Source organism: Buttiauxella cochleicola (genome assembly GCF_021282405.1).
In the GTDB taxonomy this organism is placed as follows: Bacteria; Pseudomonadota; Gammaproteobacteria; order Enterobacterales; family Enterobacteriaceae; genus Buttiauxella; species Buttiauxella massiliensis.
In genome coordinates, this window is the sequence record NZ_JAJSOU010000006.1 from 149,227 (window position 1) to 162,188 (window position 12,962).

General features: G+C 50.3%; 12 protein-coding genes. 8 read left to right on the forward strand and 4 right to left on the reverse strand.

What is annotated here, in order from left to right; translation table 11 throughout:
- Window positions 1-16: 16 nt before the first annotated feature.
- The 4 genes from LVQ79_RS10080 to ruvB all read left to right on the forward strand — a co-directional run bounded on the left by LVQ79_RS10080 (window position 17) and on the right by ruvB (window position 3,146).
- Complete coding sequence (locus LVQ79_RS10080) at window positions 17-760, forward strand: YebC/PmpR family DNA-binding transcriptional regulator (RefSeq protein ID WP_034496310.1); 744 nt, start codon at window positions 17-19, stop codon at window positions 758-760.
- Window positions 761-910: 150 nt separating this feature from the next.
- Complete coding sequence (gene ruvC / locus LVQ79_RS10085; RefSeq protein WP_232864814.1) at window positions 911-1,432, forward strand: crossover junction endodeoxyribonuclease RuvC; 522 nt, start codon at window positions 911-913, stop codon at window positions 1,430-1,432.
- A gap of 73 nt (window positions 1,433-1,505) precedes the next feature.
- Complete coding sequence (gene ruvA, locus LVQ79_RS10090; RefSeq protein WP_232864815.1) at window positions 1,506-2,117, forward strand: Holliday junction branch migration protein RuvA; 612 nt, start codon at window positions 1,506-1,508, stop codon at window positions 2,115-2,117.
- A 21-nt stretch (window positions 2,118-2,138) separates the two neighbouring features.
- Window positions 2,139-3,146, forward strand: coding sequence for a Holliday junction branch migration DNA helicase RuvB (gene ruvB, locus LVQ79_RS10095; protein WP_232864816.1), 1,008 nt, complete (start codon window positions 2,139-2,141; stop codon window positions 3,144-3,146).
- Between the two features lie 34 nt (window positions 3,147-3,180).
- Here ruvB and znuB read toward each other — a convergent pair whose 3' ends face one another.
- Together znuB and znuC are read right to left on the reverse strand one after the other, a co-directional pair.
- Complete coding sequence (gene znuB / locus LVQ79_RS10100) at window positions 3,181-3,966, reverse strand: zinc ABC transporter permease subunit ZnuB (RefSeq protein WP_120065403.1); 786 nt, start codon at window positions 3,964-3,966, stop codon at window positions 3,181-3,183.
- Window positions 3,963-4,718, reverse strand: coding sequence for a zinc ABC transporter ATP-binding protein ZnuC (gene znuC / locus LVQ79_RS10105; protein ID WP_232864817.1), 756 nt, complete (start codon window positions 4,716-4,718; stop codon window positions 3,963-3,965). The genes znuB and znuC overlap by 4 nt, the downstream gene beginning before the upstream one ends.
- Before the next feature lie 79 nt (window positions 4,719-4,797).
- Here znuC and znuA point away from each other — a divergent pair, with 79 nt between their 5' ends.
- From znuA to lpxM, 3 genes are all read left to right on the forward strand, one after another.
- Window positions 4,798-5,742, forward strand: coding sequence for a zinc ABC transporter substrate-binding protein ZnuA (znuA, locus tag LVQ79_RS10110; RefSeq protein WP_232864818.1), 945 nt, complete (start codon window positions 4,798-4,800; stop codon window positions 5,740-5,742).
- Between the two features lie 15 nt (window positions 5,743-5,757).
- Window positions 5,758-7,080 (forward strand): murein DD-endopeptidase MepM, encoded by a 1,323-nt coding sequence (gene mepM / locus LVQ79_RS10115; RefSeq protein ID WP_232864819.1) that lies wholly within the window; start codon window positions 5,758-5,760, stop codon window positions 7,078-7,080.
- Between the two features lie 123 nt (window positions 7,081-7,203).
- Complete coding sequence (gene lpxM, locus LVQ79_RS10120) at window positions 7,204-8,178, forward strand: lauroyl-Kdo(2)-lipid IV(A) myristoyltransferase (protein ID WP_232864820.1); 975 nt, start codon at window positions 7,204-7,206, stop codon at window positions 8,176-8,178.
- Between the two features lie 54 nt (window positions 8,179-8,232).
- Here the strand turns inward: lpxM and pyk are convergent, their stop codons facing one another.
- Window positions 8,233-9,675: a pyruvate kinase gene (pyk, locus tag LVQ79_RS10125; RefSeq protein ID WP_064511938.1), complete on the reverse strand. Its 1,443-nt coding sequence runs from the start codon at window positions 9,673-9,675 to the stop codon at window positions 8,233-8,235.
- A gap of 130 nt (window positions 9,676-9,805) precedes the next feature.
- Window positions 9,806-10,675 (reverse strand): MurR/RpiR family transcriptional regulator, encoded by an 870-nt coding sequence (locus LVQ79_RS10130; RefSeq protein ID WP_034455124.1) that lies wholly within the window; start codon window positions 10,673-10,675, stop codon window positions 9,806-9,808.
- A gap of 481 nt (window positions 10,676-11,156) precedes the next feature.
- Between LVQ79_RS10130 and zwf the strand changes: the two genes are divergently transcribed.
- Window positions 11,157-12,632 carry a glucose-6-phosphate dehydrogenase gene (zwf, locus tag LVQ79_RS10135; protein ID WP_151994620.1) on the forward strand — a complete coding sequence of 492 codons (1,476 nt, stop codon included), beginning with the start codon at window positions 11,157-11,159 and terminating at the stop codon, window positions 12,630-12,632.
- Window positions 12,633-12,962: the final 330 nt, after the last annotated feature.

Consider the following 12,962-nt stretch of genomic DNA (forward strand, 5'->3'; position numbering starts at 1 on the left):
TTTTGGAGATATTTTTATGGCAGGTCATAGTAAGTGGGCCAACACAAAGCACCGCAAAGCTGCGCAGGATTCCAAACGCGGTAAAATTTTCACCAAAATTATCCGTGAGCTGGTAACTGCAGCCCGTCTTGGCGGCGGCGATCCGGGTTCTAACCCACGTCTGCGTGCGGCGATTGATAAAGCGTTATCCAACAACATGACGCGTGACACGTTAAACCGTGCAATCGCACGTGGTGTGGGTGGCGACGAAGACACCAATATGGAAACCATCATTTATGAAGGTTACGGTCCTGGTGGTTCAGCTGTCATGGTTGAATGCCTGAGTGATAACCGTAACCGTACCGTGGCTGAAGTACGTCACGCGTTCAACAAATGCGGTGGTAACCTGGGAACTGATGGCTCTGTAGCCTACCTGTTCACCAAAAAAGGCGTTATCTCTTATGCTCCTGGCAAAGATGAAGACACCGTGATGGAAGCTGCTCTGGAAGCGGGTGCTGAAGACGTTGTTTCTTACGACGACGGCGCAATCGACGTGTTCACTGCCTGGGAAGAAATGGGTGCAGTACGTGACGCGCTTGAAGCTGCAGGTCTTAAAGCAGACGAAGCCGAAATCTCTATGATCCCATCGACCAAAGCCGATATGGATGCAGAAACCGCACCGAAATTGATGCGTCTTATCGACATGTTGGAAGACTGTGATGACGTGCAAGAGGTTTATCACAACGGTGAGATCTCTGACGAGGTTGCGGCAACGCTGTAATGATACCCGTCATCTTTCAATTCGCAGATGCGTTGGCTTTGCTCGCTCACCCCAATCACGTAGCATGACTACGCTCTTGGGGATTTGCTGCGCAGCCGCCTTCCTGCGACTTGAAATCTATAGGGTATTTTCCTTCCAGGGAGACGCGTGATGGCGATTATTCTCGGCATCGATCCGGGGTCACGCGTTACCGGTTATGGCGTAATTCGCCAGACTGGTAGGCAACTTACCTATTTAGGTAGCGGCTGTATTCGTACTCAGGTTACCGACTTACCCTCGCGTTTGAAGCTTATCTACGCGGGGGTGAGCGAAATTATCACCCAGTTCCAGCCTGAATATTTCGCCATCGAATCGGTATTTATGGCGAAGAACGCGGATTCCGCACTGAAACTCGGCCAGGCGCGTGGCGCGGCGATTGTCGCTGCTGTAAACCATGATTTGCCGGTGTTTGAGTATGCGGCTCGTCAGGTTAAACAGACGGTCGTTGGCATTGGTAGTGCTGAAAAAAGCCAGGTGCAGCATATGGTGCGGACCTTGCTGAAACTATCTGCGAATCCGCAAGCGGATGCGGCAGATGCACTGGCGATTGCCATCACGCATTGCCACGTGACGCAGAACTCGATGCAGATGAGTGAGTCTCGACTCAATCTCTCCCGAGGACGTTTAAAATAAATAGGGCTGGATATCTATCCAGCCTTTTTTATATGATAGGCAAAATTTTTTACGCAACCGTAGGGGAAGCAGTGTGATTGGACGACTCAGAGGCATCATCCTGGAAAAGCAACCACCGCTGGTATTGATGGAAGTGGGCGGCGTTGGATATGAAGTACACATGCCAATGACTTGCTTCTATGAATTACCGGAAATCGGCAAAGAAGCTGTGGTGTTTACCCAGTTTGTAGTACGTGAAGACGCGCAACTGCTCTACGGTTTTAATAACAAACAAGAACGTACCCTGTTCCGCGAGCTTATCAAAGTGAATGGCGTTGGCCCTAAACTGGCGCTGGCAATCCTTTCAGGTATGTCTGCACAACAGTTCGTGAATGCTGTTGAGCGTGAAGAAATTGGTTCTCTGGTCAAACTGCCGGGAGTAGGTAAAAAGACCGCGGAGCGTTTGATTGTAGAAATGAAAGACCGCTTCAAAGGCATGCATGGCGACCTGTTTACTCCAGCATCAGACCTGGTGCTGACTGCGCCGGAAAGCGGAGCCACTGACGACGCCGAACAGGAAGCCGTTGCGGCGTTGGTATCGCTGGGCTATAAACCACAAGAAGCCAGTCGCATGATCAGCAAAGTTGGCAAGGCCGGTGCCGATTGCGAAACCCTGATTCGTGAAGCACTCCGCGCAGCACTTTAAAGCCCCTGAGGTAGATGAAGGATGATTGAAGCAGACCGTCTGGTTTCGCCAGATACTATCACCCCTGATGAATTAATTGACCGCGCGATTCGCCCGCGTTTTTTGGCGGATTACGTCGGCCAGCCGCAGGTTACATCGCAAATGGAGATTTTCATCCAGGCGGCAAAACTGCGTGGGGATGCGCTCGATCATCTGTTAATTTTTGGCCCGCCAGGGTTGGGTAAAACCACACTGGCGAATATCGTTGCCAACGAAATGGGCGTGAACCTGCGAACCACCTCCGGCCCTGTGCTGGAAAAGGCAGGTGATTTGGCGGCAATGCTGACCAACCTCGAACCCCATGACGTTTTATTTATCGATGAAATCCACCGTTTATCGCCGGTTGTCGAAGAAGTGCTTTACCCGGCAATGGAAGATTACCAACTCGATATCATGATTGGCGAAGGCCCGGCAGCGCGTTCAATTAAAATCGATTTGCCGCCATTTACCCTGATTGGCGCAACCACCCGAGCCGGTTCTCTGACTTCGCCCCTGCGTGACCGTTTCGGCATTGTGCAGCGCCTGGAGTTTTACGGAGTTTCCGATTTGCAGCATATCGTTGGCCGCAGCGCGACTGTGTTGGGGCTGGAGATGAGCGAAGAGGGTGCATTTGAAGTGGCTAAACGCGCGCGTGGTACACCGCGTATCGCTAACCGTTTATTGCGCCGGGTACGCGATTTTGCCGAAGTGCGCCACGATGGCACCATCAGTGCCGAAATCGCGTCGCAAGCGCTGGATATGCTTAATGTCGATACCGAAGGTTTTGACTATATGGACCGCAAGTTATTGCTGGCGGTGATAGACAAGTTTCTTGGCGGCCCGGTCGGGTTGGATAACCTGGCGGCTGCGATTGGGGAAGAGCGAGAAACCATCGAAGATGTGCTGGAGCCGTTCTTGATTCAACAGGGCTTCTTGCAACGTACTCCGCGCGGTCGAATGGCAACACCAAGAGCCTGGACTCACTTTGGAATTGTACCGCCGGTAGTTTAAGAAAAGCGGCGGATGAAATATCCGCCCTACGATTTTATGCCGCCTGCTTTTTCGCCATACTCAACACAAACAACACTGCCGAACTCAACACCACTGACGGCCCGGCAGGCGTGTCATAAAACGCTGAGAAAGTCAGTCCGCCAGTAACTGAAAGCATGCCGATAATCACCGCAAAACCAGCCATTTGCTCCGGCGTTCGTGCAAAGCGACGCGCTGTTGCCGCGGGAATAATCAGCAGGGAAGTGATAATCAACGCACCGACAAATTTCATCGCCACACCAATCGTCAGTGCAGTCACCAGCATCAACAGCATTTTCACGCGTTGCAGGTTGACCCCGTCAACATGAGCCAGATCCGGGCTGATAGTCATCGACAATAGATTGCGCCATTGCCAGAGCAACACGCCAACCACCACCGCCACACCCAGCGCAATCGAAATAATATCGGGCATCGTCACTGAGAGCAGGTCGCCAAACAGATACGCCATTAAATCGACGCGCACGTTCGACATTAAACTCACCACTACTAAACCGAGCGACAGCGCGCTGTGCGCCATAATGCCAAGCAAAGTATCCAGTGCCAGGTGAGGGCGCTTTTCGAGCCACACTAGCCCGATTGCCAGCAATAAAGTCACTGCAATCACTGCATAAAATGGATTTACATTGAGCAGTAAGCCGAAAGCAACGCCTAATAAAGATGCGTGAGCGAGGGTGTCGCCAAAATAGGACATCCGGCGCCAGACAACAAAAGAGCCGAGCGGGCCAGCAGCACACGCCAGCAAAATCCCGGCAAGCCAGCCGGGCAACAACAATTCAATCATGACTGGCCATTCCCTCTGCGCAGAACAATACGTCCGGTAAGATCGTGACGGTGGTTATGATGGTGGCGATAAATCCCTAACTGCTCGGCGCCACGCGCGCCAAACATCGAAATAAATTCCGGATGCATCGACACCACTTCGGGCGTACCTGAACAGCAAATATGGTGATTCAGGCATAGCACATCATCGGTTTTCGCCATCACCAAATGCAGGTCGTGGGAAACCATCATCACTGCACAATTCAGTTCCTGACGCAGTTGATCAATCAGGTTGTACAGTGCCAGTTGGCCGTTAACATCAACACCCTGGGTCGGCTCATCAAGCACCAATAACTGCGGCTGATTTAACAATGCACGAGCCAGCAGAACGCGTTGATTCTCGCCGCCAGAGAGTTTTTGCATCGGAGCTTCAATCAGGTGCGCCGCCTGAACGCGTTTTAATGCGGGCAGGATATCGGATTTTTTCACACTTGGGCGCAAGCGCATAAACCGGCTAACGGTTAGCGGCAGAGTGGCATCCAGATGTAATTTTTGCGGTACGTAACCAATTCGCAAGTCGCGGTCACGCTTGATAACTCCCTCATCAGGGGCTACCAGTCCAAGAACCACACGAACTAGCGTTGATTTTCCTGCACCATTTGGCCCAAGCAGCGTCAAAATGCGCCCTGGCTTGAGATCGAGTGAAATATCAGACAGCACACGGCGTTGTCCGAAAGAAACAGAAATATTTTCCAGTGATACCAGATTTGTCATGACAATTTCAGGGGTTGCAGAAGTTAGCGGATGTTATAATATCACACTTCTCACATTCATAACGATGAAAAGTCGCATTATGTTACATAAAAACTCATTTCTTTGCGCAGCTTTAACAACTGCTTTTTTAGGGGCGGCAACGGTCCCGGCTCACGCGGCTGTGGTTGCTTCTATCAAGCCATTAGGTTTTATTGCCGCAGCGATCGCTGACGGCGTCACGCCTACCGAGGTTTTGCTGCCAGATGGTGCTTCAGAGCATGATTATGCACTCCGTCCATCTGATGTAAAACGCTTACAAAGCGCGGACTTAGTTGTGTGGGTTGGCCCTGAAATGGAGGCATTCATGCAGAAGTCGGTTAAGCAATTAGCTGAACAAAAACAAGTGCAACTTGCAGCTTTACCTGGCGTGAAACCGTTGCTGATGAAGGGTGATGACGATGACGAACATGGTCACGAAGGACATGACCATTCAGCCGAAAATAGTGACAAAGATCACCATCATGGTGAATACAACATGCATATCTGGCTTTCGCCAGAGGTAGCGCGCCTGTCAGCGGTTGCAATCCACGATAAATTAGTGGAACTTATGCCCCAAAATAGAGCCAAACTTGACGCCAACTTGCAAACTTTCGAGTTAGGATTAGCCAACATCGATAAGCAAGTTGGTAGCGTGCTCGCACCGCTCAAAGGAAAAGGGTATTTCGTTTTTCACGACGCCTACGGCTACTTTGAAAAACATTACGGTCTAACGCCACTTGGCCATTTTACCGTTAACCCAGAAATCCAACCCGGTGCGCAGCGTTTACATGACATCAGAACACAGTTGGTTGAGCAAAAAGCCGTGTGCGTTTTTGCTGAACCGCAGTTCAGGCCAGCCGTAATCAATGCCGTAGCCCGTGGCACTAACGTTCGTTCTGGAACGCTGGACCCGCTGGGGATTGAGGTTAAGCTCGGCAAAGACAGCTATATGCAGTTTTTGAGCGGGCTTGCGAACCAATATGCGAGCTGCCTGAAAGGAGATTAATGAGGAAGTGAATACGTGCAACAGATAGCCCGCTCTGTCGCCCTGGCATTCGACAATTTGTCCCGGCCCCACCGCGTTATGCTGGGGTCTCTTACAGTTCTTACACTTGCGGTCGCTGTCTGGCGACCGTACGTCTATCATCCTGAAGCCAGCCCCGTCATTAAAACCATTGAGCTTGAGAAAAACGAAATTCGCTCGTTACTCCCTGAAGCCAGTGAACCGTTAGATCAGTCTCCGGACGCAGAAGACGACACAATTCCGCAGGATGAACTGGACGACAAAACTGCCGGTGAAACGGGTGTTCACGAATATGTCGTGTCGACAGGGGATACGCTCGGTAGCATCCTGAATCAGTATGGCATCGACATGGGCGATATCAGCCAACTTGCGACGGTAGATAAAGACCTGCGTAATCTTAAAATCGGCCAACAGATCTCCTGGACGTTAAACGACGATGGCGAACTGCAACGTCTGACATGGGAAATGTCACGCCGCGAAACGCGCACATACGACCGTTCAGGCAGTACTTTCAAACTCAGCAGCGAAATGCAGCAAGGCGAATGGGTTAACAATGTGCTGAAAGGCACGGTTGGCAATAGTTTTGTGAGTAGTGCGAAAGATGCCGGATTAACAAGTGCTGAGATCAGCTCGGTTATCAAAGCCATGCAGTGGCAGATGGATTTCCGCAAGCTGAAGAAAGGCGATGAGTTTTCTGTGCTGATGTCACGCGAAATGCTCGATGGCAAACGTGAACAAAGCCAATTGGTGGGCGTGCGCCTGCGCAGCAGTGGTAAAGACTACTACGCCATTCGTGCGGAAGACGGTAAATTCTACGATCGTAGTGGTTCCGGGCTTGCGAAAGGTTTTATGCGCTTCCCAACTGCAAAACAGTTCCGTATCTCGTCAAACTTTAATCCACGCCGTCTCAACCCGGTAACCGGTCGTGTGGCCCCGCACAAAGGTGTAGATTTTGCGATGCCACAAGGTACTCCGGTGCTGGCGGTCGGTGATGGTGAAGTTGTTATGGCCAAACGCAGTGGTGCGGCAGGTTACTTTGTCGCTATCCGTCATGGTCGTACATATACCACTCGTTATATGCACCTGAAAAAGCTGTTGGTTCAGCCTGGGCAGAAAGTGAAACGTGGGGACCGTATCGCACTCTCCGGTAATACCGGGCGTTCTACGGGGCCGCATTTGCATTATGAAGTGTGGGTTAATCAGCAGGCGGTAAACCCATTAACTGCGAAATTGCCTCGTACCGAAGGGCTGATAGGCTCGGATCGTAATGATTATCTGGCACAAGTTCGTGAAGTCACACCGCAACTTAGCTTCAATTAATCCATCGTTATGAAAAAGGCCGGTACTTTGTTGCCGGCTTTTTCTTTGTCTGATGGGCATTAGCCCGCTAAGATACTTACAAATTCATGTCATCAATGATTTGATGCTGTACTGAGAATATGCATGGAAAAAGCAAAAAAAAGTCACAGTGAGTTCATTCCTGAATTTCAAAAGGCCTTCTTGCACCCGAAATTTTGGGGCGCCTGGTTAGGCGTTGGCGCTTTCGCAGGGCTTGCAATGTTACCGCCATCATTACGGGATCCGCTTTTGGGCAAAGTAGGGCGTATTGCCGGGCGCCTGGGTAAAAGTGCGCGCCGTCGTGCACAAATAAATCTGCTGTATTGCTTCCCCGATATGCCGGAAGCTGACCGCGAAGCTATTATTGATGAAATGTTTGCCACCGCCCCTCAAGCGATGGTGATGATGGCGGAGCTTGCGATTAAAGATCCGCAAAAAGTCATGCAGCGCGTTGACTGGCACGGTAAAGAGATTATCGACGAGCTAAAGCAACGCGAAGAAAATGTCATCTTCCTCGTACCGCACGGCTGGGCTGTGGATATCCCTGCGATGCTACTGGCGTCTCAAGGGCAGAAAATGGCGGCGATGTTCCACAATCAGGGCAACCCGCTATTTGATTACATGTGGAATACCGTACGTCGCCGTTTTGGTGGTCGACTGCATGCGCGTAATGACGGGATTAAGCCGTTTATCAGCTCTGTGCGTCAGGGATATTGGGGATATTATCTGCCAGACCAGGACCACGGTGCCGAGCACAGTGAATTTGTTGATTTCTTCGGGACATACAAAGCGACATTACCAGCGATTGGCCGCTTAATGAAAATATCGCGTGCGCGTGTTGTTCCGCTGTTCCCTGTTTATAACAGCAAGACGCATCGCCTGGATATTCATATTCGCCCGCCGATGGATGACCTGCTTGAGGCAGACGACAACACCATTGCCCGGCGTATGAACGAAGAAGTGGAAATTTTGGTAGGGCCGAATCTCGAGCAATATACCTGGATACTGAAATTGCTTAAAACGCGCAAGGAAGGGGAGACAGAACCTTACCGCCGCAAAGAGCTTTATCCTAAGAAATAAAGAATAAGAAATAATAAAGGGGCCGAATGGCCCCTTAGTTTTTATACAGATGGATCACTCAACACACAGAATACGCGTGGTGTTGGTGGTACCAATGGTACTCATCACATCGCCCTGGGTGACGATAACCAGATCGCCAGAAACCAGGTAACCTTTGTCACGCAGCAGGTTCACCGCATCGTTTGCTGCGGCAACACCGTCGCTTGGGCTATCAAAGAACACAGGCGTTACACCGCGGTACAAAGAGGTGAGATTCAGCGTGCGCTCGTGGCGAGACATAGCGAAGATTGGCAAACCGGAGCTGATACGAGAAGTCATCAGTGCGGTGCGGCCTGATTCAGTCATAGTGATGATTGCAGTAACACCTTTCAGGTGGTTTGCCGCGTACATCGCAGACATTGCAATCGCTTCTTCTGTGTTGTCGAACTGTACGTCCAAACGGTGTTTGGAAACGTTAATGCTTGGGATTTTCTCAGCACCCAGGCAAACACGCGCCATTGCCGCGACGGTTTCAGCAGGGTATTGGCCTGCCGCAGTTTCAGCAGAAAGCATTACCGCATCGGTACCGTCCAGCACGGCGTTCGCCACGTCCATCACTTCAGCACGCGTTGGCATTGGGTTGGTAATCATCGACTCCATCATTTGAGTCGCGGTGATCACCGCACGGTTAAGCTTACGCGCACGACGAATCAGGGTTTTCTGAATACCGACCAACTCTGGGTCGCCGATTTCAACACCCAGGTCACCACGGGCAACCATCACCACGTCTGATGCCAGAATCACATCGTCCATTGCCTCTTCACTGCAAACGGCTTCGGCACGTTCCACTTTAGCGACAATTTTCGCATCACAACCCGCTTCGCGCGCCAGGCGACGAGCGTAGTTCAGGTCTTCGCCACAACGTGGGAAGGAAACTGCCAGGTAATCAACGCCGATTTTCGCAGCCGTCAGGATATCGGCTTTGTCTTTATCGGTCAGCGCTTCAGCGGACAGGCCGCCACCCAGTTTGTTGATGCCTTTGTTGTTCGACAGCGGGCCACCCACTGTAACTTCGGTGAACACTTTCATGCCCTGAACTTCGAGCACTTTTAACTGTACGCGACCGTCATCAAGCAGCAGGATGTCACCGGTGACAACGTCAGCTGGCAGACCTTTATAGTCGATACCGACTTTTTCTTTGTCGCCTTCGCCTTTGCCCAGGTTGGCATCAAGCAGGAATTTGTCACCAATGTTAAGGAAGACTTTGCCTTCTTTAAACGTGGATACACGAATTTTTGGCCCCTGCAAATCGCCCAGAATAGCGACATGACGACCCAGTTTCGCGGCAATTTCACGAACTTTATCAGCACGGATCTGATGATCTTCTGCGGTGCCGTGGGAAAAGTTCATACGCACCACGTTAGCGCCAGCAGCGATAATCTTTTCCAGATTATTGTCGCGATCGGTGGCTGGGCCTAAAGTGGTAACGATTTTGGTTCTACGTAGCCGTCTGGACATGTATTACTCCGTTGACTGAAACAACTTTGGTGTTGCGTTAACAAAAGATTCGGAAAATCAGAATGCGTTAAAAACGCAAAGCAACAACTTAACCGAATGACCTAAAAAGTTACAGCTTTGTTATGGAAACTTAAGTGTTTTCGCCAGAAACAAACAGTCCCTTATCAAAACGCGATTCCTTGAGCGCTTCTTTGACTCGCTTCAAGTTATCTCTGAATTTTGCACCCCGGCGTAAAGTAAAACCGGTTGCCAGTACATCTATTACCGTTAATTGCGCAAGCCTCGACACCATTGGCATATAGATATCGGTATCTTCAGGCACGTCGAGTAATAAAGAGAGTGTCGCTTCGCGGGCGAGCGGTGAACCTTCTGAGGTTATCGCCAACACAATGGCATCGTTTTCACGCGCCAGTTGTGCGAGCTCCACCAGATTTTTAGTTCGCCCGGTATGCGAGATGAGTACAACGACATCTTCTTCACTACAATTCATGCAGCTCATGCGTTGCAAAACGACATCGTCAGAATAAATAACAGGCACATTAAAACGAAAGAATTTGTTCATTGCGTCATGCGCTACAGCGGCTGAAGAACCTAGACCGAAGAAAGCGATTTTCTTGGCCTGGGTGAGTAAATCCACAGCGCGATTGACTGCTGCCATATCCAATGATTGCCGTACCTGGTCAAGGCTTGCCATAGCGGATTCGAAGATTTTGCCGGTATAAGCTTCAACGCTATCGTCTTCGTCAACATTCCGGTTTACATAAGGAGTGCCATTCGCCAGACTTTGCGCTAAATGTAACTTAAAATCTGGAAAGCCTTTGGTTTCAAGGCGGCGGCAAAAACGGTTGACTGTCGGTTCGCTGACATCGGCACTGCGGGCAAGGGTTGCAATGCTTGAGTGAATGGCATCTTGTGGTGCGGTAAGAATCACTTCTGCGACTTTACGTTCTGATTTGCTAAGGTGTTCCAGTTGAGACTGGATTTTGTCCAGCATATTCATAGGTGTCCGGCATTCATGGATTTTGTCGATTTCAACAAATGGAGAAATCGTGACGCGATTTAGCAAGAATATACGCTTGCCCATTAGTGATTGGACAAGTTAATCGATGTGCTGATGTTGTTTTTTTTCATAACATGATCAGTGTCTAACTTTCGACATGATATACATCAACAACGAAACTTCGAAAAATTCGATTAATCGCCGTGAAATGGCACTGGTGGCCAAATCTTGTTCATGAATGCGATCAAATAATGGCTGAAGACTTACCTGAATTCAGCAAAAGCAGTACATTGTTCTGTAATTAAATTACACACGGGCCGGAGTTAACCTCCCGAAATAATTCGAGTTGCAGGTATGGGGCAAAAGAGCGCATTCCAGGAGCTTACTTAAGTCAGTGACTGCGAGGTGTGAGTGCAGCCAACACCCCTGCAGCTTGAAGTATGATGGGAGAGCCCGGACATCCGAAACGAGGAGAAAAGACATGGCGGTAACACAGACAGCTCAGGCATGTGACCTGGTGATTTTCGGCGCGAAGGGCGACCTTGCGCGTCGGAAACTTCTGCCATCCCTGTATCAACTGGAAAAGGCAGGGCAGATCCACCCGGAGACGCGCATCCTGGGCGTGGGCCGCGCTGATTGGGATAAAGAGGCTTATACCAAAGTAGTGCGCGAAGCGATCGAAACCTTTATGAAGGAAAAGATCGACGAAAGCCTGTGGGATAAATTGAGCAGCCGTCTCGATTTTTGCAACCTGGATGTTAACGATACTGCAGCCTTTACCAAACTCGGTAAGATGCTCGATCAGCAAAATCGCGTCACCATCAACTACTTTGCTATGCCACCGAATACTTTTGGCGCAATCTGCAAAGGTCTGGGCAAGGCGAAACTCAACGCTAAACCTGCTCGTGTTGTCATGGAAAAACCGCTTGGCACCTCGCTTGCGACATCCCAGGAAATCAACGACCAGGTTGGCGAGTATTTTGAAGAGTGCCAGGTCTATCGTATCGACCATTATTTAGGTAAAGAAACGGTACTGAACCTGCTGGCGTTACGTTTTGCGAACTCCTTGTTTGCCAATAACTGGGATAACAAAACTATCGATCACGTGGAAATCACGGTAGCAGAAGAAGTGGGTATCGAAGGGCGCTGGGGTTACTTTGACCAGGCCGGGCAGATGCGCGACATGATTCAAAACCACTTGCTGCAAATTCTGTGCATGATTGCGATGTCTCCGCCGTCCGATCTCACCGCAGACCATATTCGCGATGAAAAAGTTAAAGTGCTGCAATCACTGCGTCGTATTGACCGCAGCAATGTGCGCGAAAAAACCGTGCGTGGGCAGTACACTTCCGGCTTTGCTCAGGGCCAAAAAGTACCTGGCTACCTGGAAGAAGAGGGCGCGAACAAGTCCAGCAGCACCGAAACCTTTGTTGCAATCCGTGTGGATATTGATAACTGGCGTTGGGCGGGTGTGCCGTTCTACCTGCGTACCGGTAAACGTCTGCCAACCAAATGTTCCGAAGTTGTGGTCTATTTCAAAAGCCCGCCACTGAACCTGTTCAAAGATTCCTGGCAGGATCTGCCACAAAACAAACTCACCATCCGTCTGCAGCCGGACGAAGGTGTGGATATTCAAGTGCTCAACAAAGTGCCAGGGCTTGAACATAAGCACAACCTGCAAACCACTAAACTGGATCTGAGCTACTCCGAAACCTTCAATGAAACCCATCTGGCAGATGCTTACGAGCGCCTGTTACTGGAAACCATGCGTGGTATCCAGGCACTGTTCGTGCGTCGTGATGAAGTAGAAGAAGCGTGGAAGTGGGTCGATTCCATCACCGAAGCGTGGGCTGCGGATAACGACGCACCTAAACCGTATCAGGCGGGTACCTGGGGGCCAGTTGCGTCCGTAGCAATGATCACTCGAGATGGGCGTTCGTGGAACGAATTCGAATAAATCCGAGTCATCCTTCGAGTTGCAGGGGTGTTGGCTGCGCTCTCTCACCCGACAAATCGGCTGAAAGCTGATTTGAACGCTGCTTGCAGTGGCCCCAAGGGGTGAGGCCCATAAGTGGGCCGAGTAATCACTTACTTATGTAAGCTCATCGGGATTAATGAGAGACTCCTGTCTCTCACCGGAGGCCAGCCTTTGGCTGGTCAAATTCGTTCCCGACGAATTTGTCGCTGCGTTTGCCGCCTACCTGCAACTCGAATGATTTAGCGGATTGAATAGGTGTTATTTTGCAAAAACTGCGTAACAAATGATTTATATTTTACCGGTAACATG

Bases quoted from the DNA above. Each gene is read 5' to 3' on its own strand.
- LVQ79_RS10080 (WP_034496310.1), top strand. From the start codon at position 17: ATGGCAGGTCATAGTAAGTGGGCCAACACAAAGCACCGCAAAGCTGCG.
- ruvC (WP_232864814.1), top strand. From the start codon at position 911: ATGGCGATTATTCTCGGCATCGATCCGGGGTCACGCGTTACCGGTTAT.
- ruvB (WP_232864816.1), top strand. From the start codon at position 2,139: ATGATTGAAGCAGACCGTCTGGTTTCGCCAGATACTATCACCCCTGAT.
- znuB (WP_120065403.1), bottom strand. From the start codon at position 3,966: ATGATTGAATTGTTGTTGCCCGGCTGGCTTGCCGGGATTTTGCTGGCG.
- znuC (WP_232864817.1), bottom strand. From the start codon at position 4,718: ATGACAAATCTGGTATCACTGGAAAATATTTCTGTTTCTTTCGGACAA.
- znuA (WP_232864818.1), top strand. From the start codon at position 4,798: ATGTTACATAAAAACTCATTTCTTTGCGCAGCTTTAACAACTGCTTTT.
- lpxM (WP_232864820.1), top strand. From the start codon at position 7,204: ATGGAAAAAGCAAAAAAAAGTCACAGTGAGTTCATTCCTGAATTTCAA.
- pyk (WP_064511938.1), bottom strand. From the start codon at position 9,675: ATGTCCAGACGGCTACGTAGAACCAAAATCGTTACCACTTTAGGCCCA.
- LVQ79_RS10130 (WP_034455124.1), bottom strand. From the start codon at position 10,675: ATGAATATGCTGGACAAAATCCAGTCTCAACTGGAACACCTTAGCAAA.
- zwf (WP_151994620.1), top strand. From the start codon at position 11,157: ATGGCGGTAACACAGACAGCTCAGGCATGTGACCTGGTGATTTTCGGC.